General features: G+C 68.2%; 20 protein-coding genes. 14 read left to right on the top strand and 6 right to left on the bottom strand.

Going from position 1 to position 24,899, the window contains the following annotated elements:
- Window positions 1-17: 17 nt before the first annotated feature.
- The 3 genes from AC07XP_RS23370 to AC07XP_RS23360 are packed head-to-tail and all read left to right on the top strand — an operon-like array spanning window position 18 to window position 2,426.
- On the top strand, window positions 18-944 hold the full coding sequence (locus tag AC07XP_RS23370; protein WP_495266008.1) for a transporter substrate-binding domain-containing protein: 927 nt from the start codon (window positions 18-20) through the stop codon (window positions 942-944).
- Window positions 945-999: 55 nt separating this feature from the next.
- The gene (locus tag AC07XP_RS23365; RefSeq protein ID WP_495266007.1) at window positions 1,000-1,737 is read left to right on the top strand and encodes an amino acid ABC transporter permease; all 738 of its coding nucleotides are present in this window, start codon (window positions 1,000-1,002) and stop codon (window positions 1,735-1,737) included.
- A complete protein-coding gene (locus tag AC07XP_RS23360; RefSeq protein ID WP_095948311.1) occupies window positions 1,737-2,426 on the top strand; it encodes an amino acid ABC transporter permease in 690 nt (229 codons plus the stop codon). The genes AC07XP_RS23365 and AC07XP_RS23360 overlap by 1 nt, the downstream gene beginning before the upstream one ends.
- 7 nt (window positions 2,427-2,433) lie before the next feature.
- Here AC07XP_RS23360 and AC07XP_RS23355 read toward each other — a convergent pair whose 3' ends face one another.
- Window positions 2,434-4,614, bottom strand: coding sequence for a TonB-dependent receptor (locus AC07XP_RS23355; protein ID WP_495266006.1), 2,181 nt, complete (start codon window positions 4,612-4,614; stop codon window positions 2,434-2,436).
- Between the two features lie 271 nt (window positions 4,615-4,885).
- A complete protein-coding gene (locus tag AC07XP_RS23350; RefSeq protein ID WP_495266005.1) occupies window positions 4,886-6,478 on the bottom strand; it encodes a phospholipase D family protein in 1,593 nt (530 codons plus the stop codon).
- A gap of 174 nt (window positions 6,479-6,652) precedes the next feature.
- Between AC07XP_RS23350 and AC07XP_RS23345 the strand changes: the two genes are divergently transcribed.
- Genes AC07XP_RS23345 through AC07XP_RS23330 form a run of 4 tightly spaced genes read left to right on the top strand, consistent with a single transcriptional unit; the run spans window position 6,653 to window position 12,355 of the window.
- Window positions 6,653-8,749, top strand: coding sequence for a TonB-dependent siderophore receptor (locus AC07XP_RS23345; protein ID WP_487847984.1), 2,097 nt, complete (start codon window positions 6,653-6,655; stop codon window positions 8,747-8,749).
- Between the two features lie 30 nt (window positions 8,750-8,779).
- Complete coding sequence (locus AC07XP_RS23340) at window positions 8,780-9,982, top strand: PepSY-associated TM helix domain-containing protein (RefSeq protein WP_495266004.1); 1,203 nt, start codon at window positions 8,780-8,782, stop codon at window positions 9,980-9,982.
- Window positions 9,979-10,191: a hypothetical protein gene (locus AC07XP_RS23335; protein WP_070059960.1), complete on the top strand. Its 213-nt coding sequence runs from the start codon at window positions 9,979-9,981 to the stop codon at window positions 10,189-10,191. The genes AC07XP_RS23340 and AC07XP_RS23335 overlap by 4 nt, the downstream gene beginning before the upstream one ends.
- Before the next feature lie 37 nt (window positions 10,192-10,228).
- Window positions 10,229-12,355 (top strand): TonB-dependent receptor domain-containing protein, encoded by a 2,127-nt coding sequence (locus tag AC07XP_RS23330; protein ID WP_495266003.1) that lies wholly within the window; start codon window positions 10,229-10,231, stop codon window positions 12,353-12,355.
- A gap of 75 nt (window positions 12,356-12,430) precedes the next feature.
- Here AC07XP_RS23330 and metK read toward each other — a convergent pair whose 3' ends face one another.
- Window positions 12,431-13,615, bottom strand: coding sequence for a methionine adenosyltransferase (gene metK, locus AC07XP_RS23325; protein ID WP_495266002.1), 1,185 nt, complete (start codon window positions 13,613-13,615; stop codon window positions 12,431-12,433).
- A 232-nt stretch (window positions 13,616-13,847) separates the two neighbouring features.
- Here metK and AC07XP_RS23320 point away from each other — a divergent pair, with 232 nt between their 5' ends.
- Window positions 13,848-14,747, top strand: coding sequence for a lysophospholipid acyltransferase family protein (locus AC07XP_RS23320; RefSeq protein WP_495266001.1), 900 nt, complete (start codon window positions 13,848-13,850; stop codon window positions 14,745-14,747).
- Window positions 14,744-15,628 carry an LpxL/LpxP family acyltransferase gene (locus tag AC07XP_RS23315; protein WP_495266000.1) on the top strand — a complete coding sequence of 295 codons (885 nt, stop codon included), beginning with the start codon at window positions 14,744-14,746 and terminating at the stop codon, window positions 15,626-15,628. Before AC07XP_RS23320 ends, AC07XP_RS23315 begins: the two co-directional genes overlap by 4 nt.
- Window positions 15,629-15,723: 95 nt before the next feature.
- Here the strand turns inward: AC07XP_RS23315 and AC07XP_RS23310 are convergent, their stop codons facing one another.
- Entirely contained in the window at window positions 15,724-16,635 is a 912-nt protein-coding gene (locus tag AC07XP_RS23310) for an alpha/beta fold hydrolase (RefSeq protein ID WP_495265999.1), read from the bottom strand.
- A gap of 90 nt (window positions 16,636-16,725) precedes the next feature.
- Window positions 16,726-17,463 (bottom strand): ribosome biogenesis GTP-binding protein YihA/YsxC, encoded by a 738-nt coding sequence (gene yihA, locus AC07XP_RS23305; protein ID WP_307584259.1) that lies wholly within the window; start codon window positions 17,461-17,463, stop codon window positions 16,726-16,728.
- Between the two features lie 71 nt (window positions 17,464-17,534).
- On the opposite strand from yihA, the gene AC07XP_RS23300 reads away from it, so the two are divergent.
- The 5 genes from AC07XP_RS23300 (at window position 17,535) to msrQ (ending at window position 23,639) form a co-directional block, all read left to right on the top strand.
- Complete coding sequence (locus AC07XP_RS23300; protein WP_495265998.1) at window positions 17,535-18,206, top strand: c-type cytochrome; 672 nt, start codon at window positions 17,535-17,537, stop codon at window positions 18,204-18,206.
- A gap of 121 nt (window positions 18,207-18,327) precedes the next feature.
- A complete protein-coding gene (locus AC07XP_RS23295; RefSeq protein ID WP_495265997.1) occupies window positions 18,328-20,508 on the top strand; it encodes a cytochrome c biogenesis protein ResB in 2,181 nt (726 codons plus the stop codon).
- Window positions 20,505-21,824 carry a c-type cytochrome biogenesis protein CcsB gene (gene ccsB, locus AC07XP_RS23290; RefSeq protein WP_095743751.1) on the top strand — a complete coding sequence of 440 codons (1,320 nt, stop codon included), beginning with the start codon at window positions 20,505-20,507 and terminating at the stop codon, window positions 21,822-21,824. The genes AC07XP_RS23295 and ccsB overlap by 4 nt, the downstream gene beginning before the upstream one ends.
- A 116-nt stretch (window positions 21,825-21,940) precedes the next feature.
- Window positions 21,941-22,954: a protein-methionine-sulfoxide reductase catalytic subunit MsrP gene (gene msrP, locus AC07XP_RS23285; protein WP_159274009.1), complete on the top strand. Its 1,014-nt coding sequence runs from the start codon at window positions 21,941-21,943 to the stop codon at window positions 22,952-22,954.
- A 31-nt stretch (window positions 22,955-22,985) separates the two neighbouring features.
- The gene (gene msrQ, locus AC07XP_RS23280; RefSeq protein WP_495266019.1) at window positions 22,986-23,639 is read left to right on the top strand and encodes a protein-methionine-sulfoxide reductase heme-binding subunit MsrQ; all 654 of its coding nucleotides are present in this window, start codon (window positions 22,986-22,988) and stop codon (window positions 23,637-23,639) included.
- A 7-nt stretch (window positions 23,640-23,646) separates the two neighbouring features.
- Here msrQ and lysA read toward each other — a convergent pair.
- The coding region (gene lysA, locus AC07XP_RS23275; RefSeq protein WP_495265996.1) for a diaminopimelate decarboxylase at window positions 23,647-24,899 on the bottom strand (1,253 nt) is incomplete at its 5' end.

The raw sequence follows: 24,899 nt of genomic DNA, 5'->3' as shown, positions 1-24,899 counted from the left end.
GACACCTGGAGCCCGCGATGACTTTCAAGCCGACCCTTCACGCCGCGTCGACCCGTTCCTTCCTCGCCATGGCCGGCCTCGCGCTGTGCGCAAGCGTTGCCGCGCAGACCGCATCGCCGCTGGACGGCACGCTCAAGAAGATCAAGGACACCGGGGCGATCACCGTGGCCACGCGCGGCGCCTCCATCCCGTTCAACTACCTGGACGACCACAACAAGCAGGCCGGCTTCGCCTGGGAAATCTCGCAGCGCGTGGTCGCCCAGGTGAAGAAGGACCTGCAGCTCGCCTGGCTGGAGGTCAAGACCCTGGAAGTCACGCCGCAGACGCGCATTCCGCTGGTGGCCAACCAGACGGTCGACCTGGAGTGCAGCTCGACCACCAACAACGCCGAGCGGCAGAACCAGGTGTCGTTCTCGACGACCTTCTTCGTCGTGGGCGCACGGCTGCTGGTGCGCAAGAACTCGGGCATCAAGCACTGGGCCGACCTCGTCGGCAAGAACGTCGTGGTCAGCGCGGGCACCACGGCGGAGCGCATGCTGCGGCAGCTCAACGAGAAGAACAAGTGGGGCATCCAGATCATCCTGGCCAAGGACATCAACGAGAACTTCCTGACCGTGGAGACCGGGCGCGCGGTGGCCGCGACGCAGGACGACATCATTCTCTTCAGCAACATCGCCCGCGCCAGGAACCCGGCGGACTGGGAGGTGGTCGGCGTGCCGCAGCAGAAGGAAGCCTATGGCTGCATGCTGCGCAAGGGCGACGCGGCGTTCAAGAAGCTCGTGGACGGCGTGATCACCGGGATGATGCGATCGGGCGAGTTCACCGCGCTGTACGAGAAGTACTTCCTCAAGCCCATCGCGGTGAAGGGCAGCGTGACGGTCAACTTCCCGATGTCGCCCGACATGCAGGAGCTCGTGCGCCATCCGAGCGACCAGCCGCTGTAAGGCGCGGGCGCGGCCACCCCTTCACGAACCGAACCGCCCCCCGGCACCTTTCGCGATGCACTACACCTGGGATTGGTTGATCTTCTTCAAACCCTCGGTCACGGGGGAGGGCCTGTACGGCCTGATGCTCGTGCGCGGGTTGCTGTGGACGGTCGCGCTGTCGCTGCTGGCCTGGACGCTGGCACTGGGCCTGGGCCTGATCGCCGGCGCGGCCCGGACGCTGCCCCACCGGACGGCGCGCACGCTGTCGGCGGTGTACATCCACTGCTTTCGCAACACGCCGCTGCTGGTGCAGCTGTTTCTCTGGTACTTCGTGGTGCCCGAGCTGTTGCCGACCGCCTGGGGCCATGCGATCAAGCAGATGAACCCGACCGCGAACCAGTTCCTCACCGTGCTGGTGGGCCTCACGCTCTACACGGCGGCGAAGGCGGCCGAGCAGGTGCGCGCGGGCATCGAGTCGGTGCCGCGCAGCCAGAAGCAGGCGGCCATGGCGATGGGCCTGGGAACCGTGGCGGCTTACCGGTACGTGATCCTGCCGCAGGCCCTGCGCATCGTCATCCCGCCGCTGACCTCGGACTTCCTGAACGTGTTCAAGAACTCGGCCGTCGCGCTGACGATCGGGCTCATGGAACTCACCGGGCAGACGCGCCAGCTCAGCGAGTTCAGCGCCCATCCCTTCGAGGCCTTCATCGTGGCGACGCTCATCTACATGGCGATCACCTACGGCGTGATCGTGCTGATGCGCCGCATCGAACACCGGGTGCGGGTGCCCGGGCTGCTGGGCGCCGCGTGATGGGCTACGACTTCGATTGGGTTGCCCTGCAGCGCGCCTGGCCCTACCTGCTGCAGGGCCTGCAGATGACCGCCTTGCTGGTGGCGGCCTCCATGGCCGCGGGCATCGGCCTGGGAACCCTGCTGGCGATCACGCGGATCTTCGCGCCGCGGCCGGTGGCGGCGCTCGTGGCGGGGTACGTGAACCTGTTCCGCTCGATCCCGCTGATCCTCACGATCCTGTGGATCTACTTCCTGATGCCGGTGGTGCTGCGCGCCGTGACCGGCGACCCGAACCTCGGCGTCGGGCCGATCTACGCCGCGCTCGTGGCGTTCGTGCTCGCGGAGTCCGCGTACTACTGCGAGATCATCCGCGCCGGCATCGGCAGCGTGCGCGCCGGCCAGATGCAGGCGGCGCAGTCGCTGGGGATGTCGCCGGGGCAGGCGATGCGGCACGTGATCCTGCCGCAGGCGTTTCGCAACATGACGCCCTCGCTCATCAACCAGACCATCGCGCTGCTCAAGGACACCTCGCTGGTCTACGTGATCAGCCTGAACGACTTTCTCGGCGCCGCTAGCAAGGTGGGACAACGCGACGGGCGCGTGGTCGAGGTCTACATCCTGGTCGCCGTCGTCTACCTGGTGCTGTGCACGGCGGGCGCCTGGTGGGTCACGTGGCTGCAGCGGCGCCGCACGGCGGCGGCGACCTGAGGCCTTCTCAGAACTTCGCGCGCAGCGTCAGCTGCACTTCGCGCCCCGGTCCCGGCAGGATCAGGTTGTCCACGCTGCCGTGGGCCGAGACGTAGTACTTGCGGTTCGCGATGTTCTTCAGGTTCAGCGCGATCTCGTAGCGCTCGGTCTTGTAGTTGGCCGCGAGGTCGGCGGTCAGGTACGAGGGCAGCGTGACGAGGTTGCTCAGCGAGGCATAGCGCGCGCTGACGTAGTTCAGGCCGCCGCCGGCGCTGAAGCCGTGGCCGAGGTCCTTCATGGCCCACACGAAGGCCGAGTGGCGCGGCGTGAGCGCGGCGGTCTTGCCCTGCACCGGGATCGCGGCGCCCACGGGCAGCTGCAGCGAGCTCACGGTGGCGAGCGACTTGGTCATCTTCGCGTCGAGGTAGGCATAGCCCGCACTCACGTCCCAGCGGCCCGGCAGGCGGCCGTTGAGCGCGAGCTCCAGGCCGTTGGTGCGCTGCGTGCCGACGTTGATCTGGCGGCGCGGGTTGTTCGGGTCGGTGTTCTTGATGCCCGAGCGCTCCAGGTTGAACAGCGCGGTCGTGAGGTTCAGGCCGCCGTCGAGCAGGTCGAACTTGGCGCCGATTTCCTTGTTGACGGTGATTTCGGGTGCGTTGTCGATGTTGCCGGTGGACAGCGCGAAGTTCTCGCCCGAGGGCTGGAACGAGCGGCTGTACGACACGTAGTACGACTGCACCGTGTCGGGCTGCCACACCACGCCGGCGCGCGGGCTGAACTTGCGGTCGGTGCGTTCCAGCGGCGCGAGCTTGCGCTCGAAGCTGGTGTCCTGCTTGAACACGTCGTAGCGCCCGCCGATCAGCGCCTTCCAGTGCGGCGCCAGCGTGATCTGGTCCTGGAAGTACACGGCCGCGGTCTTGAACTCGCTGTTGCTCGGGATCGCGCCGTCGGCGAGGTAGGTGGCCAGCGGGATCGGCAGCGGGTCCGCCACCGGGCTGAACAGGTTCACGCGCTGCGCTCCTGTGGCGGAAGACACGCTGAAAAGGCGCTTGCGCTGCACGCCGAACTCGGCGCCGACCAGCCACTCCTGCTTGAAACCGCCCAGGTCGTTGCGCCAGGTCAGGTCGGTCTGGTTGAACCAGCCGCTCTCGTCGCGGTCGACGATGCCGCGCGTGCGGCCCACCGTCAGGCGCACCGGGTCGGTGGTGCCGCTGGGCAGCGTGTTGTTGCGGTCCAGGTGGTAGCTCGAATAGCGCGTGGTGTTGCGCAGGCTCAGCGCGTCGCTGAAGCGGTGGTTCAGCGTGGCGGTGAAGGTCTGCACCTTGCTGGTCACGGTGTCGTCGCGCTTGCCGTGCGCCGAGCCGTAGTAGGCGCCGATGGGCACGTCGACCGGGCGGCCGTTGAGCGCCGGGATGCCGAAGTCGGTGAGGCGCTGGTCGCGCAGGTTGGTGTACTGCAGCAGCAGGTCGGTCTGCGGGCTGAACTTGATCGCCAGCGAGGGCGCGATGTTGTGGCGGTCGGTGAACTGCTGGTCGCGGTAGCTGTCCGACTGCTCGCCCGCCACGTTCAGGCGGAAGGCCATGTTCTCGCCGATGGGCGTGTTCAGGTCGAGCGTGCTGCGCGTGTAGTGGTGGCTGCCCAGGCCCAGCGAGACCTCGCCGAAGCGGCGCTCGAACACGGGCTTCTTGGTCACGCGGTTGATCAGGCCGCCCGAGGAGCCGCGGCCGTAGAGCACGGCGGCCGGGCCCTTGAGCACCTCGATGCGCTCGGTGTCCGAGAGGTCGCGGAAGTACAGGGCGTCATCGCGCACGCCGTCGACGAACCAGTCGGAGATGCCGCTGAAGCCGCGGATCACGACCTGGTCGCGCTGGCCGTCGCCGTGGTTGAAGCTCACGCCCGGCACATTGCGCAGGGCGTCCTGCATCGACACGGCGCCTTGGTCGCGCAGCAGCTGCTCGGGCAGCACGTTCACGGCCTGCGGCACGTCGCGCAGCGGCGCGCTGCCCTTGGTGGCGGTGCTGGCGGCGGCGGGGGCGTAGCCCTTGTCGTCCTCGGCGCTGACGGTGACTTCCTTCAGGGTCGAGGCGCTGGCCTGTGCCAGCGCGACGCCCGACAGCGACGCGAGGGCGGCGCCGGCCAGCAGCGAAAGGGGCCACAGCGGGCGCGAGGGGGTGGCGGTGCGGGTGGCTGTGCGGGAGGAGGGCTTCATGTTGTCCGGTTGTGCTTGTTCTTGGAGGGCGGCGCCGCGCAGGCGCAGCCGTACGCGACAACGCCCTTCGTCGCGAGAGACGAAGGGCGTTGTCGTGCCCTGCCTTGAACTGGAAATGTCTGGGTGAGGCAATGGCGCAGCGCGGACGGAAGAATCTCCGTGGCGGGACGCCATGACGGCCGCTGGACGCGGCGGGCTGAATTCTAAAGAGCTAAATGCGAGGCGTTTGCATTTGTGGTGAGGATGCGACGGGGGGCTGCCCGCTCGCCGTTCACAGCTGGTCGGTCGGCACGAACCACGAGAACAGCAGCAGCTGCAGGCGCGTGAGCATGCTGGAGTCGGGCTCGCTGTCGAGCACCTCGTTGTGCACGTCGCCGGTGCCGATCCATTGCACGTTCTGGCCGTCGGGCTTGAGCACGACGCGGTACACGCCTTCCATGTCGTCCAGCTGGTAGGCGAAGAGCAGCGCCTGCGTGAGCTCGAAGCTGCGCACGCGCACGCCGAACTCGGTGTTCAGCAGGGCCGAGCGCGGGTCGAGGTTCATCGAGCCCAGCAGCACCCACTGGCGGTCGACCAGCGCCAGCTTGGCGTGCAGGCGACCGCGCGCCTTCTTGAGCAGGCTGCGGAACTGGCCGCTGCGCTTGAGCTGCTGCGTGCTGACCTCGTACAGGTTCACGCCGAGCTTGAGCATGTCGACGCGGTAGCGGTTGTAGTTGATGTTCACCAGCGGCTCGTCGCTGTCGGCCAGCGAGTTGGTGACCACGGTGATGCTCAGGCCGTGGTCGCGGCCCATGCGGATGCGCTCCATGCCCTCGTCGCCGGGAATGAAGTAGGGCGAGATCACCACCACGTTCGACTTCGCGGCGCCCAGCATCTCGTGGAAGCGCTGCGCCAGCGACTCCTGCGGGCGCGCCATCGTGCCCAGGGCCTTGTTCGGGCTGTCGGCGGTGGCGGCGGCCTCGGCGCGGATCCAGCGCGTCTCGCCGATGTTGTCCAGCTGCGCGCCCAGCGGCAGGTCGCCCAGCAGGTCGGTGGCGGCCAGCGGATCGGGCAGAGGCGCGAAGGCGGGCGAGGTCGCGGCGTCGAAGGCGGCCTTGAGCTCGTCGGGCGTGAGCGTCGTGCCGGCCATGCGCTGCAGCGGGTAGACCACGTCGCTGTTCCAGTAGGTGTCGAAGATTCCGGCCGACTGCGGCACCACCGGGCCGGCCAGCAGCAGCTCGAAGTCGATGAAGTTGGCGCTCTCGCTGCGCAAAAAATACTCGTCCGCGAGGTTGCGTCCGCCGGCGATGGCCATGGCACCGTCGGCGATGAACAGCTTGTTGTGCATGCGGTGGTTGAGCCGCCGGAAATCGCCGAAGAACTCGAGCCAGCGCAGCGACGAGTGATCGCGCGCGTTCACGAAGGGGTTGAACAGCCGCACCTGCGCGTTCGGCTCTGCGGCCAGCCCGAGCAGCAGGCGGTCCATGCCGGCGGTGTAGAAGTCGTCGAGCAGCAGGCGCACGCGCACGCCGCGCCGGGCGGCGTCGCGCAGTTCGCGCAGGAGCAGGCGGCCGGTCTTGTCGTTGCCGAGCTGGTAGGTCTGCACGTCGAGCGAGGCCCGGGCGCGGCGGATGAGTTCCAGCCGCGCATCGAGCGCGAACGAGGCCTCGATCAGCGGCCGCATGCTCGACAGCCCGTCGGGCGGTGAATCGAGGCTGGCGGCGGCGTGGCCGAGCGGGGTGGCGGCCGAAGCGGGAATGGCGATCGAGGGCGGCCCATCGGGCAGGCGCGGCGGCAGGCCGGCGCAGCCGGTGAGCACCAGCACGACCAGCACCAGCGCCGGGCCGCGCAGCGCAGGAAACAACAAGGCGAGGAGCTTGAGCATGGGGCCTGTCAGCGCACGCAAGGGCGTGCGGGCGGCATCGTAGCCCGGCGCGCGGCGGCGACCGCGGCGGTTTTGCAACGCTTCGCCCCCGGGTGCTGGAAAACCCGTGGACCGCGACTTTCTTGACAATAGAATGCGAATTGTTATCAATAGTGTTCAATGAGCAATAAAAACATGGCAAGAATGAGGGCGCGGCGCAGGGCCGCTTCGGTGCTGGTGGGCTGTCTGGCGATCTACGCGCAGCAGCACGTTCTGGCGCAAACGGGCGGCACGGGCTCGCTGCCTGAAGTGCGCGTCGATGCGAACGCCGAAGCCGAGACCGCCACCTCGCCCGTGATCGGCTACCGCGCGAAGAACGCCGTCACCGCCACCAAGACCGACACGCCGCTGTCGGAAACGCCGCAGTCCGTCACCGTGATCACGCGCGACCAGATGGTCGACCAGGGCGCCAACAACCTGCAGGACGCCCTCAACTATGCGGCGGGCGTGCGCTCCGACGCCTACGGTGTCGATTCGCGCACCGACTCGATCCGCGTGCGCGGCGCCTACCCCGACATCTACCTCGACGGCCTGCGCCAGGCCTACGGCTACTACACCAGCACCACGCGCACCGAGCCCTACACGCTGGAGCGCCTCGAGGTGCTGCGCGGCCCCTCGGGCATGCTGTTCGGCGCGGGCACCGCGGCGGGCGTGGTCAACATGGTCAGCAAGCGGCCGCTGCAGGAGGCCCAGCGCGAGGTGGGCGTGCAGTTCGGCAGCTTCGGCCGCAAGCAGGTGCAGGCCGACCTGACCGGTCCGCTGAATGCCGATGGCTCGCTGTCGTACCGGTTGATCGCGCTGCAGCGCAAGTCCGACTCGCAGGTGGACAACGTGCCCGACGACCGCAGCGTGATCGCGCCCTCGCTCACCTGGCGCCCCAACGCGGCGACCTCGCTCACGTTGCAGGGGCTGTGGCAAAAAGACAAGAGCGGCAGCAGCTCGCAGTTCCTGCCGTGGGAAGGCACCTTGCTGCCGAACCCGAACGGCCGCGTGCCCGCCAGCCGCTTCATCGGCGAGGCCGGCGACTACTACAACAGCGAGCGCCAGACCTTCGGCTGGCAGTTCGAGCACAAGTTCAACGACAGCTGGACCGTGCGCCAGAACTTCCGCTATGCGAAGAACGAAAACGACAACCGCTACCACTACGGCGGTGCGTTCAGCGGCTTCGACAGCTGGTCGACCGACCCGATCTTCAAGCGCGTGTTCCCCCGCTACTTCGACAGCCAGCTGACCCGCAACCGCACGCAGACGCTGGACAACCACGTCGAGGGCCACTTCCAGACCGGCGCGCTCCAGCACACGCTGCTCGTGGGCGCGGACTTCGCGCGCCAGCGCGAGAACGTCTGGGGCGGCACCACCGCCGACACCATCGACCTCTATGCGCCGGTGTACGGCCACGTGGACGAACCCGAGCGCGTGGCGCGTCCGCGCACCCGCCAGCGCCAGACCGGCCTGTACCTGCAGGACCAGATCAAGCTCGACAACTGGATCTTCGTGGCCGGCCTGCGCCATGACCGGGCCGTGTCCAGCGCCGCCGGCAGCGACGAGCAAAAGAGCAGCGCCACCACCAAGCGCCTGGGCGTGATGTACGCCCATCCGTCGGGCTGGTCGCCGTACCTGAGCTACAGCGAGTCGTTCACGCCGCAGTCGCCGCGCGAAGGCCGCATCTTCTCGCCGCTGCGCGGCGAGCAGTGGGAAGCGGGCGTCAAGTACGAGCCGAAGAACCGCGCCATGGCCTTCAGCGCCGCGGTGTACGACCTGCGCGAGAAGAACCAGATCGTCGAGGAGCAGCCGAAGGTGTTCTCGCAGCGCGGCCTGACCAAGACCCGGGGCGTGGAACTGGAAGCCAAGGGCTCGGTGGGCGCCAACCTCGACCTGATCGCCCACTACAACTACACCGACGCCGACGCGCAGATCGAAGGCCTGCCCAAGCACCAGGCCAGCTTCTGGGCCAAGTACAGGTTCTCGGTGGCCGGCATGAGCGGCTTCTCGGCCGGCGCCGGCGTGCGCGTGATGAGTTCGTTCCGCGACACCCAGTTCGGCACCGGCCCGCGCATCCCGGGCGTGGCGCTGGCCGACTTGGTGTTTGCCTACGATACGGCCCAGTGGCGCTATGCGCTCAACATCAACAACGTGACGGACAAGGTGTACTTCAGCACCTGCCTGTCGCGTGGCGACTGCTGGTACGGTGCACGCCGCAACATCGTGGCGAGCGCCACCTACCGCTTCTAGCCTTTTCACCACCCAACGACGCACGACGACATGGACAGCCGAAAGATCAAGACCTGGGCCTGGGTGCACAAGTGGAGCAGCCTTGTCTGCACGGTGTTCATGCTGCTGCTGTGCATCACCGGCCTGCCGCTGATCTTCCACCACGAGATCGGCCACCTGCTGGGCACCGAGGTCGAGGCGCCGAAGATGCCGGCGAACACGCCGCGCATCAGCCTGGACAAGGTGGTCGAGATCGGCCGCGCCAAGCACCCCGACCGCGTGGTGCAGTTCGTCTCGCAGCCCGAGGACGACGACGGCCTGTGGTTCGTCACGCTCACGCCCACGCCCGAGCCCACCGAAGACTTCAAGTCGGTGGCGGTCGATGCGCGCACCGGCGTCGTGCTGGCGCAGCCGGAGTTCAGCCAGGGCTTCATGTACGTCATGTTCAAGCTGCACGTCGACCTGTTCGCCGGGCTGCCGGGCAAGCTGTTCCTGGGCTTCATGGGGCTGCTGCTGCTGGTGGCCATCGTCTCGGGCGTGGTGCTGTATTCGCCGTTCATGCGCAAGCTCGACTTCGGCACCGTGCGGCGCGAGAAGCGCCCGCGCCTGAAGTGGCTCGACCTGCACAACCTGCTGGGCATCGTCACGCTGGTGTGGCTGTTCGTGGTGGGCTCCACCGGCATGATCAACACGTGGGCCGACCTGATCATCAAGTACTGGCAGTACGACCAGCTCAGCACGCTGCTCGCGCCCTACAAGAACGAGCCGGTGGTGCCGGTGGCCGAGCGCGGCTCGCTGCAGCGCTCGATGGAAGGTGCGATGCAGAAGGCGCCCGGCATGAAGCTGTCGTTCATCGCCTTCCCGGGCACCTCGTTCTCGAGCCCGCACCACACGACCTTCTTCCTGCGCGGCAACGAGCCCTTCACCTCGAAGCTGCTGCAGCCGGTGCTGGTCGATGCCAAGACCGCAGAGGTGACGGCGGCGCCGAAGATGCCGTGGTACCTCACGGGCCTGCTGGTGTCGCAGCCGCTGCACTTCGGCGACTACGGCGGCATGCCGATGCAGATCCTGTGGGCGCTGCTGGACATCGCGACCATCATCGTGCTGGGCAGCGGGCTGTACCTGTGGCTCAAGCGCGGCAACACCGTGCCGGCCCGGGCGACCCCGACCGCGGCGCCCGCCACGGAGCGCGCGCCGCCCTCGGCGTCGGACCCGCAGCCCGAGCCGGCACCGGCCATGAAGGTGCAGGCATGACGACGCACCACAAGGCACCGCACCAGTCCTTCTGGCGCATGTGGGGCTGGCCGATCGCGCTCGGCGTGATGACCACGGTCGGCCTCATCACCGCGCTGTTCAGCGATGGCGGCCTCGGCGACATGGTGGCCTGGGTGGGCCTGGGCATTCCGGTGCTCGTGTGCGCCTGGTACGGCTGGCGCCGGTCGCCGCGCACGGGTTCGCGCTAGGCGAAAGGGGCAGGGCACCGACGCAGAATCGGTGCCGATGAATGCCGCACTCTCCTACCCGCTTCGCCTGCTGATCCTGGGCGCTCCGCTGGCCGTGCACGGCCAGCAACCCGCCACGTCGCCGGCCGGCACGCTGCGCGATGTCACCGTTTCGACGCCGCGCGGCACGCTGTCTCCGTTTCTCGTGCCCGGCTCGGTCGACCGCGTCGATGGCGACGAGATGCGCGACAGCCGGATGCAGGTCAACCTGTCCGAGAGCCTGGGCGCCGTGCCCGGCCTGCAGGTGCAGAACCGCATGAACTACGCGCAGGACCTGCAGCTGTCGGTGCGCGGCTTCGGCGCGCGCTCGACCTTCGGCGTGCGCGGCGTGCGCCTGTACGTCGACGGCATTCCGGCCACCTTGCCCGACGGGCAGGGGCAGACCTCGAACATCGACATCGGCTCGGTCGACCGCGTCGAAGTGCTGCGCGGGCCGTTCTCGGCGCTGTACGGCAATTCGTCGGGCGGCGTGGTGCAGGCGTTCACGGCCTCGGGGGAGGGCGCGCCGCGCCTGTCGTACTCGCTGGCCGGCGGCAGCTTCGGCAGCTGGCGCCAGTCGCTGCAGCTGAGCGGTTCGCAGGGCGCGGTCGACTACCTGCTCGGCGCGAGCCACTTTCGCACCGACGGCTGGCGCGAGCAGAGTGCCGCGCGGCGCAACATCGCGAACGGCAAGCTGGGTATCGCGCTCGATAACGGCGACAAGCTCACGCTGGTGTTCAACAGCGTGCGCATCGAGGCGCAAGACCCGCTGGGCCTGACGGCCGAGCAGGTTGCGCAGGCACCGCGCAAGGCGCCGCTGGCGCTGCAGTACGACACGCGCAAGACGGTCGAGCAGACGCAGGTCGGCCTGCGCTACGAACGGCGCCTCAGTGCCGAACAGGCGCTGCAGTTCATGGTCTACGGCGGCGAGCGCAAGACCGTGCAGTTCCAGTCGATCCCGCCGTCGGCGCAGCAGAGCCCGCTGCATGCGGGCGGGGTGATCGACCTCACGCGCCAGTACGGCGGCGTCGACCTGCGCTGGACCGCCGCACTGCAGCTGGCCGACCGGCCCTTCGACCTCGTGGCGGGCCTGGGCTACGACAGCCTGCGCGAGCGCCGCCGCGGCTACGAGAACTACCTGGGCCCGGTGGCCGCGCCCCTGCTGGGCGTGCAGGGGCGCCTGCGCCGCAACGAGCGCAACGAGGTCTGGAACCTCGACCCCTATGCGCAGGCCGCCTGGCGCTTCGCGGAGCGCTGGACGCTCGAGGCCGGCGTGCGTCGCAGCCGTGTGCACTTCGATTCGCACGACCTCTACATCGGTGGTGCCAACCGCGACGACAGCGGCAGCGCGAGCTACAGCAAGACCCTGCCCGTGGCCTCGCTGCGCTACCAGGCCACGCCCGATCTCGCGGTGTACGGCTCGGTCGGCCGGGGCTTCGAGACGCCGACGCTCAACGAGCTGTCGTACCGCCCGGGCGGTGCCAGCGGGCTCAACTTCGGGCTGCGGCCGTCGGTGAACGACAGCCTCGAGGTGGGCGCGAAGGCGCGGCTGGCCGGCGGCCTGCTGACGGCGGCGCTGTTCCACACCCGCACGCGCGACGAGATCGTCACCGCCACCAACAGCGGCGGTCGCGCCACCTTCCAGAACGCGGGGCGCACGCGGCGCAACGGCTTCGAGCTGGGCTGGCAGCACGAAACGGCCGACCACTGGCGCACGCAGGTCGCCTACACCTGGCTGGACGCGACCTACCGCGATGCGTTCTGCTCGCCGTCGCCCTGTGCGGGCGGCAACGCCGTGAACGCGGGCAACCGCATCCCGGGCATTGCGCGGCAGTCGCTGTTCGCCTCGCTCGGCTGGGTGCCGCCCGAAGGCTGGCGCGCCGGCGTCGAGATGCGCGCCCTGAGCCGCATCCAGGCCAACGACCTGAACACCGCGAGCGCGCACGGCTACGCCGTGGCGGCGCTGTACGCCGGCTACCTGAAGAAGTGGGAGCGCTGGGACTTCAACGCCTTCGCGCGCGTCGACAACCTGTTCGACCGGCGCTACATGGGCTCGGTCATCGTCAACGAAGGCAATGCGCGCTTCTACGAGCCCGCGCCGGACCGCAACTGGACGGTGGGCCTGAGCGGCGCGTACCGCTTCTGAGCGAACGCGCCATGAAAGGAAAAGGCCCGCCGCCCCGAGGGGACGGCGGGCCTTGAGGCCCGGTAGTCGCAGTGCTTACTTGAGGCCGGCTGCGGCGCGCAGTGCGGCCGCTTGCGTCGTGGCTTCCCAGGTGAACTCGGGCTCTTCGCGGCCGAAGTGGCCGTAGGCGGCGGTCTTCTGGTAGATCGGGCGCAGCAGGTCGAGCATCTGGATGATGCCCTTCGGACGCAGGTCGAAGTGCTCGCGCACGAGCTCGGCGATCTTCTCGTCGGGGATCACGCCGGTGCCTTCGGTGTAGACCGTGATGTTCATCGGCTGGGCCACGCCGATGGCGTACGCCACCTGGATCTGGCACTGGCGCGCCAGGCCAGCGGCCACGATGTTCTTGGCCACGTAGCGCGCGGCGTAGGCGGCCGAGCGGTCGACCTTGGACGGGTCCTTGCCCGAGAACGCGCCGCCGCCGTGCGGGCAGGCGCCGCCGTAGGTGTCGACGATGATCTTGCGGCCGGTGAGGCCGCAGTCGCCCTGCGGGCCGCCGATGACGAAGCGGCCGGTCGGGTTGATCAGGTAGCGCGTGTTCTGCAGCCATTCCTTGGGCAGCACGGGCTTGATGATCTCCTCGATGATGGCCTCGTTGAACGAGGCCTTCATCTTGGTCGAGGTTTCGCTCTGGTCGGGGCTGTGCTGCGTCGAGAGCACCACGGTGTCGATGCTGTGGGGCTTGCCGTCCACGTAGCGCATCGTGACCTGGCTCTTGGCGTCGGGGCGCAGGAAGGGCAGGCGGCCGTCCTTGCGCAGCTGGGCCTGGCGCTCCACGAGGCGGTGCGCGTAGTAGATCGGCGCGGGCATCAGCTCGGGCGTCTCGTCGCAGGCGTAGCCGAACATCAGGCCCTGGTCGCCGGCGCCGGTGTTCAGGTGGTCGTCGGAGGCGTGGTCCACGCCCTGGGCGATGTCGTTGGACTGCTTGTCGTAGCAGACCATCACCGCGCAACCCTTGTAGTCGATGCCGTACTCGGTGTTGTCGTAGCCGATGCGCTTGATGGTGTCGCGCGCGACCTGGATGTAGTCGACGTGCGCGTTGGTCGTGATCTCGCCGGCAAGCACCACGAGGCCGGTGTTGGTCAGCGTTTCGGCGGCGACGCGGCTGCGGGGGTCCTGTTCGAAGATCGCGTCGAGGATCGCGTCCGAGATCTGGTCCGCGACCTTGTCGGGATGGCCTTCGGAGACCGATTCGGAGGTAAAGAGAAAGTCGTTCGCCACTGTGGTCACTCCTTGAAGTTCAATTGGCGCGTTGCCAACTCTGCGGAGCCCTGGCGAACGCTTTAGCAGATGTCGACGTATCGACGGGACACAATCGCATTCGCGCTTGTGGGTGTCGCCCTGCAAGTTGTTCCGTAACTCGGCGACAATTTGCATTCTATTCGAGCCGCGCAATACCATGCGCGCGCGTCCGCCTTTTGACCCTCCCTGACTCTCTCCCCCTCCCCGTTCAATGATCACCCTGTTCCGCCTGCTTGCCCGCGTGCCGATGCCGCTGATGCATCGGCTCGGCGCCTTGCTGGGATGGCTGGTCTGGTGGTGCGCGCCGGACTACCGCCGCCGCTTCAAGGCCAACGCCGAGAGCGCCGGCTTCTCGCCCGCGCAGTACCGTCCCGCCATCGCCGCCGCCGGCCACATGGCGTCCGAGCTGCCCTGGCTGTGGCTGCGCCCGCAGGGCGAGAGCGTGCTGACGCGCGTGGTGCGCTGGGAAGGCGTCGAGGCCTTCGAGGCCGCGATGCGCGCCAAGAAGGGCGTGATCCTCGTGGCACCGCACCTGGGCAGCTGGGAGATGTGCGGCCAGGCCATCGGCGAGCGCTTTCTCGCGGACTTCGGGCCGATCACCGCGCTGTTCCGTCCGGCGCGCAAGAAATGGATGGCCGACCTGATCGCCGCGGGTTCGCGCGACCGGCCCGGCCTGCAGACCCTGCCGACCAACAACACCGGCGTGCGCGGCCTGATCCGCACGCTGCGCAGCGGCGGCTACACCGGCATCCTGCCCGACCAGGTGCCGCCGCTGGGGCAGGGCGTGTGGGCGCCTTTCCTCGGCCGCCCCGCCTACACCATGACCCTGCTTCCCCGTTTGGCCCAACAGACCGGCGCCGCCTGCTTCCTCAGCGTGTGCGAGCGCCTGCCGCGCGGCGCGGGCTACGTGATCCGCTTCGAGCCGATCGTCGGCACCGCGCTCACCGACCCCGAGGCCTCCATCGAGGACGCCGCCGCCGCCATGAACGACGGCATCGGCCGCCTGATCCACAGCCTGCCCGGCCAGTACGTCTGGGACTACGCGCGCTACAAGGAGCCGCGCGGCGAACCCGCCGTGGTGGCCAACGCCGCCGGAGGGGCTGCGTCATGAGTCTCAGTTCCCGACTCGGTATCGGCTTCATGCGGGTGCTGGCCCCGCTGCCCCTGCCGCTGGTGCGCGGCTTCAGCAGGGTCCTCGGCCGCCTGCTGCACACCATCGCCGTGCCGCGGCGGCGCGTGGTCGACCGGAACCTGGCCCTGTGCTTCCCCGAAAAATCGGAGGCCGAGCGCCGCGCCATCGCGCGCGAGACCTTCGTCTTCGTCGCGCAGTCATGGCTGGACCGCAGCTGGCTGTGGCATGCGCCCGAGAAGGTGGTGAAGAGCCGGCTCACGATCGTGGGCGCGGCGCCGGAAATCCGCGAAATCGCCGAGGGCGAGGCGCCGATGATCCTGTTCGCGCCGCACTTCTACGGCCTCGACGCCGCGGCCACCGCGCTCACCATGCACACGGCGCGCCCGTCGGCCACGATCTACACGACCCAGCGCGACCCGATGGTCGACGCCTGGATCCGCGAAGGCCGCACGCGCTTCGGCGACGTGGCGGCGCTCAACCGGGTGGACGGCATCAAGCCCATCCTCTCGGGGCTGCGCAAGGGCGGTTTGCTGTACCTGCTGCCCGACATGGATTTCGGGCGCGACCAGACCATCTTCGTGCCCTTCTACGGCGTGCAGGCGGCCACCGTGCCCTCGCTGTCGCGCTTTGCGCGGCTGGGCAAGGCCAAGGTGGTGCCGGTGGTGGCGAAGCTCACGCCGGGCGGCTACGAGATCCAGGTGCTGTCGGCGTGGCAGAACTTCCCGACCGACGACGTCGAGGCCGACACGGCGCTCATGAACGAGCGCCTGCAGGGCTACATCGACACGATGCCGTCCCAGTACTACTGGGTGCACCGCCGGTTCAAGACCCGCCCCGAGGGCGAGCCGCCGATCTATTGAAAGCCCCCCGGCTTTTCACTTCGCTTCGCTGCGTGTAACTCCACCCCCCGAGGGGGAGGCGCGGCCCGCCTTGGGGCGGCCCGGCGGCGGCCGCCTCAATTGCGGGCCAGGAAGCCCTCGATCTCGCGCGCGACCAGCTGCGGCTGCTCGTGCACGATCCAGTGGGTGGCGTTCGGCACCTTCTTGACCTCGAGCTGGGGCACGTAGTCTTCCAGCCCTTCGAGCAGGCCCGGCAGCAGCGCGGCGTCGTCGAGTGCCCAGAACACGAAGGTCGGCATGGTCACCGTGAGGCGTTCGCGCGGCAGCACCGGAATGCTGTCGATCGACTGGCCCGGCAGTGGCGGCTTCATCGGCGTGACGCGGTACAGGTTGCAGGCGCCCGTGAGGCCCGCGCTCCAGACCTCGCGGTACTGCTGCTTCACTTCCTCGGTGAGCCAGCCGAAGCCGTCCGGGCCGGCCTTCATCAGCAGGAAGAAGGGCCACATGCGCTTGAAGTCGTCGGCCGCGAGCAGGGCTTCGGCGTCGGGGCGCGCCAGGAAGTGCATGTAGGCGCTGGCCTGCTGCTGCGCCGGGTTGTTGCGCAGCTCGCGCGTGAAGGTGCCCGGGTGCGGCGAATTGATGATGACCAGCTTGCCGACCTGCTGCGGAAAGGCGTTGGCGTAGCCCCAGGCGAAGGCGCCGCCCCAGTCGTGGGCCACCAGCGCGGCCATGGTGCCGTCGGCGCTCTCGGTGGCCACGAGCTGCTGGATGTCCTGGATCAGCAGGTGGGCCTTGTAGTCGGCCACTTCCGTGGGCGCGCTGGACTTCTCGAAGCCACGCAGGTTGGGCGCCACGCAGCGGTAGCCGCCGTGGGCCGGGTCCGAGAAGTAGGCGAGCAGTTCGTCCCAGATGAACGCGGCTTCGGGGAAGCCGTGCAGGAACACCATCAGCGGCTGGCCCGGCTTGCCGGCGGCGCGGCAACTCAGGGTGGTGCCGTTGGGCAGGCTGCGTTGGAAGGTCTCGATCATGCTTCGTGTCTCCTTGGGTTGACTGTCGCTATTGTTTTGATAGTGAACTTCGCAGGCGGGACGCTCGATGCAGCCGGGTCTTCTAGCGCATCAGGCGTCGTCGGCCGGTGGCGGCGCGGGCGCTGGCGCGGCATCGTCGGGGTGCACCCAGCGCCACAGCAGCTCGGCCGCTTCGCCGACCCCTTGCTTCTTCAGGGCCGAGAACAGTTTGACCTCGCCGCCGCCGGCGTTCAGTCGCGTAATCGACAGCACCTTGGCGGCTTCGGTGCGCGTGAGCTTGTCGGACTTGGTCAGCAGCACGAGGAATTTGAGGCCTTGCTCGACGCGCGGGCGGATCACGTCGAGCAGGATCTCGTCGAGCTCGGTCATGCCGTGGCGCGGATCGCACATCAGGACAACCCCGCGCAGACTTTCGCGCGTCATGAGGTAGTTCCCCATCACGCGCTGCCAGCGCAGCTTGGCTTCCTTCGGCACGGCCGCGTAGCCGTAGCCGGGCAGGTCGGCCAGCACGGCGTCGTCGACCTTCTGCTTGCCGATGCCGAACAGGTTGATGTGCTGCGTGCGGCCCGGCGTCTTCGAGGCGAAGGCCAGGCGCGTCTGCTGCGTCAGGGTGTTGATGGCGGTCGATTTGCCGGCGTTCGATCGGCCGACAAAAGCGATCTCAGGCAGGTCGACTGGGGGCAGGTGCTCGAGTTGTGGAGCGCTGGTCAGGAAGTGGGCGGTGTGCAGCCAACCGAGGGCCACGCGCTCGCGTTCAGCGACCTGCGGGTCCACGGCAGGGGCCGCGCGGGGAGGATAAGCGGCGGACTTGGCGCGCGGGGAGGTCATCAATGGGCTTTCGGAACGGGGCGCCATTGTAGAATCGCGGGGTTTTGCGCCATAAATTCGAAGCCCCCGATATGAAGTTGTTTGCCAATATTCTGCTTGCAGCCCTCATGGGCGTCGCAGCCAGCGCGAGTTTTGCAGCCGGTGAGCATGCAGCTGCCCCCGCAGCGGCAGCCGCCAAGCCGGCCAAGCCCGATCCCGCCAAGGGCGACACGCTGTTCAATGCGACGCCGGCCAACAGCCAAAGCTGCGCTTCGTGCCACAACGCGGACGGCAACTCGGCCATCGCAGCCAACCCCAAGCTGGCGCAACAACACCCCGAATACATCCTCAAGCAGCTGCAGGACTTCAAGTCCGGCAAGCGCAAGAGCGCCATCATGAAGCCGCTGGCCTCGGCGCTGTCCGAAGAAGACATGCGCAACATCGCCTGGTTCGTCGGCTCCAAGAAGATCAAGCCGGGCTTCTCGAAGGAGAAGGACACGGTCGCCCTCGGCGAGAAGATCTACCGCGGCGGCATCGGCGATCGCCAGATCCCGGCCTGCGCCGGCTGCCACAGCCCGAACGGCGCCGGCCTCCCGGCCCAGTACCCGCGCCTGGGCGGCCAGCACGCCGACTACACCGTGACCCAGCTCGTGGCCTTCCGCGACAACGTCCGCCTGAACAGCTCGCCCATGAACGGCGTGGCCGCCAAGCTCAACGACCGCGAAATCAAGGCTGTCGCCGACTACATCGCCGGCCTGCGCTGATTTCCGCCGTCGCGCTGTCCAGCGTGAACTAACCGCCGATAAAAATCCCAAACAAAGGGCGGGCCGATCCAGGAGGATGGCCCGCCCTTTTGTTTTTTTCCTCTTTCCTGGTTCCCTCCCGATGACCGTCTCCACCCATGGCCTTCGCGTGCATCGCGGCCCGCAGCTGCTTCGCGCCGCGGTGGAACTGCTGTCGTCGATGCGCTTCGCGATCGCGCTGCTCACGGTCATCTGCATCGCCTCGATCATCGGCACCGTGCTCAAGCAGCATGAGCCGATCAACAACTACATCAACCAGTTCGGGCCCTTCTGGGCCGAGCTGTTCCGCACGGCACGGCTCGACTCGGTCTACAGCGCCTGGTGGTTCCTTCTGATCCTGCTGTTCCTGGTGATCAGCACGTCGCTGTGCGTCGCGCGCAACACGCCGCGCATCCTGATCGACCTGCGCACCTTCAAGGAAGACATCCGCGCCCAGAGCCTCAAGGCCTTCGGCCAGCGCGCCGAGAACCGGCTGGCGGAAACGCCCGACATGGCGGCCAACCGCATCGGCCAGCTGCTGGTGAGCGGCGGCTGGAAGGTCAAGCTGCAGCAGCGCAACGCCAGCGCCGACGGCAAGGCCTCGGCCGGCTGGATGGTCGCGGCGCGCGCCGGCGGTGCCCACAAGCTGGGCTACATCGCCGCGCACAGCGCCATCGTGCTGGTGTGCATCGGCGGCCTGCTCGACGGCGATCTCGTGGTACGCGCCCAGACCTGGTTCAACGGCAAGAGCGTGTTCACGGGCGGCGGCATGATCGCCGACGTGGCGCCCGAGCACCGCCTGTCGACCGCCAACCCGACCTTCCGCGGCAACATCCTCGTGCCCGAGGGTGGGCGGGGCAACGTGGCCATCCTGAACCAGGCCGACGGCGTGCTGCTGCAGGAGCTGCCGTTCACCATCGAGCTGAAGAAGTTCATCGTCGACTACTACTCGACCGGCATGCCCAAGCTGTTCGCCAGCGAGGTGGTGCTGCACGACCGCGAGAGCGGCGAGCAGGTGCCCGCGCGCATCGAGGTGAACCACCCGGCCAGTTACAAGGGCGTGGAGATCTACCAGTCGAGCTTCGACGACGGCGGCTCCACGGTGAAGCTCAAGGCGGTGCCGATGGCGGCCGCGGCCAAGCCCTTCGAGGTCGAGGGCATCATCGGCGGCCCGAGCACCGAGATCACCAACGGCAAGGACAAGCTCACGCTCGAGTACGCCGCGCTGCGGGTGATCAACGTCGAGAACTTCGCCGATGGCGGCGCCATGGGCAGCGGCGCCGACGTGCGCAAGGTCGACCTGCGCCACGGCATCGAGTCGCGCCTGGGCGCCGCCAACAAGACCAACAAGCCCAAGGTGCTGCGCAACATCGGCCCCAGCATCGGCTACAAGCTGCGCGATGCGGCCGGCCAGGCGCGCGAGTACCAGAACTACATGGTGCCGGTCGACGCCGGCGACGGCCAGCCGGTGTTCCTGCTGGGCATGCGCGAGAAGCCCGAGGAGCCGTTCCGCTACCTGCGCGTGCCGGCCGACGAGCAGGGCTCGATGGACGGCTTCGTGCGCATGCGCACCGCGCTGGGCGACCCCGCCACGCGCGAGCGCGCCATCCAGCGCTACATCGCCAAGGCGACCGACCCGAAGCGCCCGGAGATGGCCGAGCAGCTGCGCGTGTCGGCCGCCCGCGCGCTGGCGCTGTTCTCGGGGGCCGAGCGCGCCAAGGCCGACGCCGCGTCGCAGGGCGGCTGGCAGGCGATTGCCGAATTCATGGAAGCCAACGTGCCCGAGGCCGAGCGCGAGCGCGCCGGTACGGTGCTGGTGCGCATTCTCAACGACGTGCTGTTCGAGGTGCTCAACCTGAGCCGCGAAGGCGCCGGCCTGGCCGCGCTGCCGAACGACGAGAAATCGCAGGGCTACCTGACGCAGGCCGTGCTGGCCCTGAGCGACGCGCACTTCTACCCGGCGCCGGTCTCGATGATGATGACCGACTTCACCCAGGTGCAGGCCAGCGTGTTCCAGGTGGCGCGCGCCCCTGGCAAGAACATCGTCTATCTGGGGTGTCTGTTGCTGATCGTCGGTATTTTTGCCATGCTGTACGTGCGCGAGCGCCGCCTGTGGGTGTGGCTGACACCCGGCGGCGGCGCCTCTGGAGACAACGACGGCCGCGAAACGGTCGCCACGATGGCGTTCTCGGTCAACCGCAAGACCCTGGACAGCGATCGCGAATTCGAGCACCTGAAGCACAGGTTGCTCGCCCTGAAGAAAGAAGAACCGGCGTCACCATGAACACCACGACCCTCACGCTCCACGAAAGCTGGCTCTCCCGCCGCAACCTGTTCGACTGGGTGTTCGCGGCGCTGGTGCTGGCCGGCGGCGCGTTCGCCTTCATGCGCCACGCCGGCTCGATGGACAGCTACGAAAAGCCGATCCTGGTGGCCGCGCTGATTTCGGTCATCGGCATCTGCTGGTTCTGGCGCCCGCTGCGGGTGCTGACGCTGGTGGTGGCCGCGGCCTCGCTGCTGGCCATCAGTTCCTACCAGGGCGACCTGGCGCGCGCCGACTCGGTGTTCTGGCTCAAGTATTTCCTGTCGAGCCAGTCGGCCATCCTCTGGATGAGCGTGCTGTTCTTCATGAGCACGCTGTTCTACTGGATCGGCTTCGCCGCCGGCAAGCAACAGGCCGACACCTTCGACCTGATCGGCTCACGCCTGGCGTGGGCGGCCGTGACCATGGCGCTGATCGGCACCATGGTGCGCTGGTACGAAAGCCACCAGCTCGGCCCGGACATCGGCCACATTCCGGTGAGCAATCTGTACGAAGTGTTCGTGCTGTTCTGCTGGCTGACGGCCGCGTTCTACCTGTACTTCGAAGAGCGCTACAACACGCGCGCGCTGGGTGCCTTCGTGATGCTGGTGGTCAGCGCGGCGGTGGGCTTCCTGCTCTGGTACACGATCGTGCGCGAGGCGCACGAGATCCAGCCGCTGGTGCCCGCGCTGCAGAGCTGGTGGATGAAGCTGCACGTGCCCGCCAACTTCATCGGCTACGGCACCTTCGCGCTCGCGGCGATGGTCGCGTTTGCGTACCTCATCAAGGAACAGGCGAGCGAGACCCGCTGGTACAAGCTCACGCCGATCTGGCTCCTGGGCGTGGCGCTGTGCTTCGTGCCGGTGGCCTTCCGCCAGCGCGTGCAGGAAGCCGGCGGCAGCTACTGGGTGATCTACGCGGGCATCTCGGCGCTGATCGCCGCGGGCATCCTGCTGGGCCGCAAGCGCATCGCGGCGCGCCTGCCGGCCAACGAGGTGCTCGACGACGTCATGTACAAGTCGATCACCGTCGGCTTCGCCTTCTTCACCATCGCGACCGTGCTCGGCGCCCTGTGGGCGGCCGATGCCTGGGGCGGCTACTGGAGCTGGGACCCAAAGGAAACCTGGGCGCTGATCGTCTGGCTCAACTACGCGGCCTGGCTGCACATGCGCCTCGTGAAGGGCCTGCGCGGCACCGTGGCGGCCTGGTGGGCGCTGGCCGGCCTTGCCGTGACCACCTTCGCCTTCCTGGGCGTGAACATGTTCCTGAGCGGGCTGCACAGCTACGGCACGCTGTAAGCGCAGGCCTGGCGCCTTTTGCGAAGAATTGAAACCACGCGCCGCCATGGCGCGTAACCAAACCGGGGCATGTCACGAACTACCCTGAGCACAACGATTCACGCGAAAGGCCTGCCATGTCGTTCCCTTCCCGTTCGCACCGTCGCGACACCCACGGTTTCAACCATCCGCTGTCGAGCGAGATCACGCCGCGCGCTGCCTACGAAGGCCGGCGCGACCTGCTCAAGCTGATGGCCGGCGGTGCCGCGGGTGCGGCGCTCGCCACCTTTGCCGGGCGCGAGGCCTTCGCCCAGGCGACCGGCCCGCACAAGCTGGCCCTGTTGCCGGGCGCCAAATCGGCCGTGCCGGGCGCGCAGACGATGGAAAAGCTCACCGACTACAAGGACGCGAGCAGCTACAACAACTACTACGAGTTCGGCGTCGACAAGGGTGATCCGGTGAAGAACGCCGGCACCCTCAAGACGCGGCCGTGGACCGTGGAGGTCGAGGGGCTGGTCAAGAAGCCGGGCAAGTACGGCATCGAAGACCTGCTCAAGCTCAGCGCCCAGGAAGAACGCATCTACCGCCTGCGCTGCGTCGAGGGCTGGTCGATGGTGATCCCGTGGGTCGGCTACTCGCTGGCCGAGCTCATCAAGAAGGTCGAGCCGCAGGGCAACGCCAAGTTCGTCGAGTTCGTGACGCTGGCCGACCCGAAGACCATGCCCTTCGTCGGCTCGCGCGTGCTCGACTGGCCCTACACCGAGGGCCTGCGCATGGACGAGGCGATGCACCCGCTCACGCTGCTGGCCTTCGGCATGTACGGCGAGGTGCTGCCCAACCAGAACGGCGCGCCGGTGCGGCTCGTGGTGCCATGGAAGTACGGCTTCAAGTCGGCCAAGTCGATCGTCAAGATCCGCTTCGTCGAGAAGGAGCCGAGCACGGCCTGGAACAAGGCGGCGGCGCAGGAGTACGGCTTCTATTCGAACGTGAACCCGACCGTCGACCACCCGCGCTGGAGCCAGGCGACCGAGCGCCGCATCGGCGACGGCGGCGGCCTGTTCGCGAAGCGGCGCAAGACCGAGATGTTCAACGGCTACGAGGCGCAGGTCGGCCAGCTCTACGCCGGCATGGACCTGAAGAAGAACTACTGAGCGGGCGCGCCCGCCCGGTCGTTGCGCCATGCTGAACAAGCTGCTCATGCACCCGGCGACCAAGCCGGTCGTCTTCCTGCTGTGCCTGCTGCCGTTCGCGCGGCTGGCCTTCGGCGCCTTCACCGACGGGTTGGGCGCGAACCCCGCCGAGTTCCTGATCCGCGCGACGGGCGACTGGACCTTGCGCTTCCTGTGCATCGTGCTGGCGGTGACACCGCTGCGCGTGATCGCCAAGCTCAACGCGCTGGCGCGGCTGCGCCGCATGCTGGGCCTGTTCGCGTACTTCTACGTGGTGCTGCACCTGCTGTGCTACAGCTGGTTCGACATGGGTTTCGAGTGGGGCGAAATCGCCAAGGACATCGCCAAGCGGCCGTTCATCCTGGTGGGCTTCTCGGCCTTCGTGCTGCTGACGCCGCTGGCGGCCACGTCGTTCAACCGCGCGATCAAGGCCCTGGGCGCCAAACGCTGGCAGTTGCTGCACAAACTGGTCTACCTGATCGCGGGGCTCGGGCTGCTGCACTTCTTCTGGATGCGGGCGGGCAAGAACAACTTCGCCGAGGTGTTCGTCTATGCCGCGATCATCGGCGTGCTGCTGGCGTGGCGCGTCTGGAATTTCGCGCGCAAGCGCCAGGCCAGGCCCGCAGTGGCCGTGCGCGGCAGCGAAAAGCCGCTGCGCACCGGCTGAGACCGGATCAGCCGTCGATCTCGGCGCGCAGCTGGTCTTCCATCGTCTCGCGGCGGCGGATCAGCTTGGCTGCGGCGCCGCTCACCAGCACCTCGGCGGCACGGCCGCGCGTGTTGTAGTTGCTGGCCATGCTCATGCAGTACGCACCGGCCGACAGCACGGCCAGCAGGTCGCCGGCCACCACGTTGAGTGCGCGGTCGCGGCCGATCCAGTCGCCGCTTTCGCAGACCGGGCCCACCACGTCGTAGGTCGGCGCGTCGCCGGCGCGCTCGCGCAGCGGCACGATCTTCTGGAAGGCCTGGTACATCGCGGGGCGCGGCAGGTCGTTCATGGCCGCGTCGACGATGCAGAAGTTCTTGTCTTCGCCGGGCTTGGTGTAGAGCACCTCGGTCACGCAGACGCCGGCGTTGCCGACCAGCGAGCGGCCGGGTTCGATCACCAGCTTGCGCTGGCCGAAGCCGCGCGCGTCGAGCTTGGCGAGCAGCTGCAGCCACAGCGCATCGGCCATGGGCGGCACTTCGCCGTTGTAGTCGATGCCCAGGCCGCCGCCGAAGTCCAGGTGATGGATCGGCACGCCGGCGGCCTCGATGGCTTCCACCAGGTCGAGCACGCGGTCGCAGGCGTCCAGGTAGGGCGAGGCTTCGGTGATCTGCGAGCCGATGTGGCAGTCGATGCCGACCGCCTCGAGGCCCGGCAGCCGGGCGGCGTGCTGGTAGGCCTGCACCGCGCGGTCGTGCGCGATGCCGAACTTGTTGCCCTTGAGGCCGGTGGAAATGTAGGGATGCGTCTTCGGGTCGACGTTCGGATTGATGCGGATGCTGATCGGTGCGCGCACCTTCTCGGCCAGCGCCACCTCGTTGAGCACGTCGAGCTCGGCTTCGCTCTCGACGTTGAAGCAGGCGATGCCGGCCGCCAGGGCCTGGCGCATCTCGGCGCGCGTCTTGCCGACGCCCGAGAAGATGATCTTCTTCGGGTCGGCGCCCACGGCCAGCACGCGCGACAGCTCGCCGCCCGAGACGATGTCGAAACCGCAGCCGGCTTCGGCGAACACGCGCAGTACGCCGAGCGAGGAGTTGGCCTTCATCGCGTAGCAGATGAGCGCGTCGCGACCCTCGAAGCCGCGCTGGTAGGCGGCCAGGGCGTCGAGCATCCACTGCTTCGAATAGACGAACAGCGGCGTGCCGTGCGTGCGCGCCAGCGCGTCGAGCGTGACGCCCTCGACGTGCAGGGCGCCGTCGCGGTGGGCGATGTGGGGGTGGC

The organism is Variovorax sp. GW531-E2 (genome assembly GCF_059423125.1).
This window is presented reverse-complemented; position numbering and strand designations above follow the sequence as displayed.

Coding starts and splice junctions, on each gene's coding strand:
- AC07XP_RS23370 (WP_495266008.1), top strand. CDS start 18: ATGACTTTCAAGCCGACCCTTCACGCCGCGTCGACCCGTTCCTTCCTC.
- AC07XP_RS23365 (WP_495266007.1), top strand. CDS start 1,000: ATGCACTACACCTGGGATTGGTTGATCTTCTTCAAACCCTCGGTCACG.
- AC07XP_RS23360 (WP_095948311.1), top strand. CDS start 1,737: ATGGGCTACGACTTCGATTGGGTTGCCCTGCAGCGCGCCTGGCCCTAC.
- AC07XP_RS23355 (WP_495266006.1), bottom strand. CDS start 4,614: ATGAAGCCCTCCTCCCGCACAGCCACCCGCACCGCCACCCCCTCGCGC.
- AC07XP_RS23350 (WP_495266005.1), bottom strand. CDS start 6,478: ATGCTCAAGCTCCTCGCCTTGTTGTTTCCTGCGCTGCGCGGCCCGGCG.
- AC07XP_RS23345 (WP_487847984.1), top strand. CDS start 6,653: ATGGCAAGAATGAGGGCGCGGCGCAGGGCCGCTTCGGTGCTGGTGGGC.
- AC07XP_RS23340 (WP_495266004.1), top strand. CDS start 8,780: ATGGACAGCCGAAAGATCAAGACCTGGGCCTGGGTGCACAAGTGGAGC.
- AC07XP_RS23335 (WP_070059960.1), top strand. CDS start 9,979: ATGACGACGCACCACAAGGCACCGCACCAGTCCTTCTGGCGCATGTGG.
- AC07XP_RS23330 (WP_495266003.1), top strand. CDS start 10,229: ATGAATGCCGCACTCTCCTACCCGCTTCGCCTGCTGATCCTGGGCGCT.
- AC07XP_RS23320 (WP_495266001.1), top strand. CDS start 13,848: ATGATCACCCTGTTCCGCCTGCTTGCCCGCGTGCCGATGCCGCTGATG.
- AC07XP_RS23315 (WP_495266000.1), top strand. CDS start 14,744: ATGAGTCTCAGTTCCCGACTCGGTATCGGCTTCATGCGGGTGCTGGCC.
- AC07XP_RS23310 (WP_495265999.1), bottom strand. CDS start 16,635: ATGATCGAGACCTTCCAACGCAGCCTGCCCAACGGCACCACCCTGAGT.
- yihA (WP_307584259.1), bottom strand. CDS start 17,463: ATGACCTCCCCGCGCGCCAAGTCCGCCGCTTATCCTCCCCGCGCGGCC.
- AC07XP_RS23300 (WP_495265998.1), top strand. CDS start 17,535: ATGAAGTTGTTTGCCAATATTCTGCTTGCAGCCCTCATGGGCGTCGCA.
- AC07XP_RS23295 (WP_495265997.1), top strand. CDS start 18,328: ATGACCGTCTCCACCCATGGCCTTCGCGTGCATCGCGGCCCGCAGCTG.
- ccsB (WP_095743751.1), top strand. CDS start 20,505: ATGAACACCACGACCCTCACGCTCCACGAAAGCTGGCTCTCCCGCCGC.
- msrP (WP_159274009.1), top strand. CDS start 21,941: ATGTCGTTCCCTTCCCGTTCGCACCGTCGCGACACCCACGGTTTCAAC.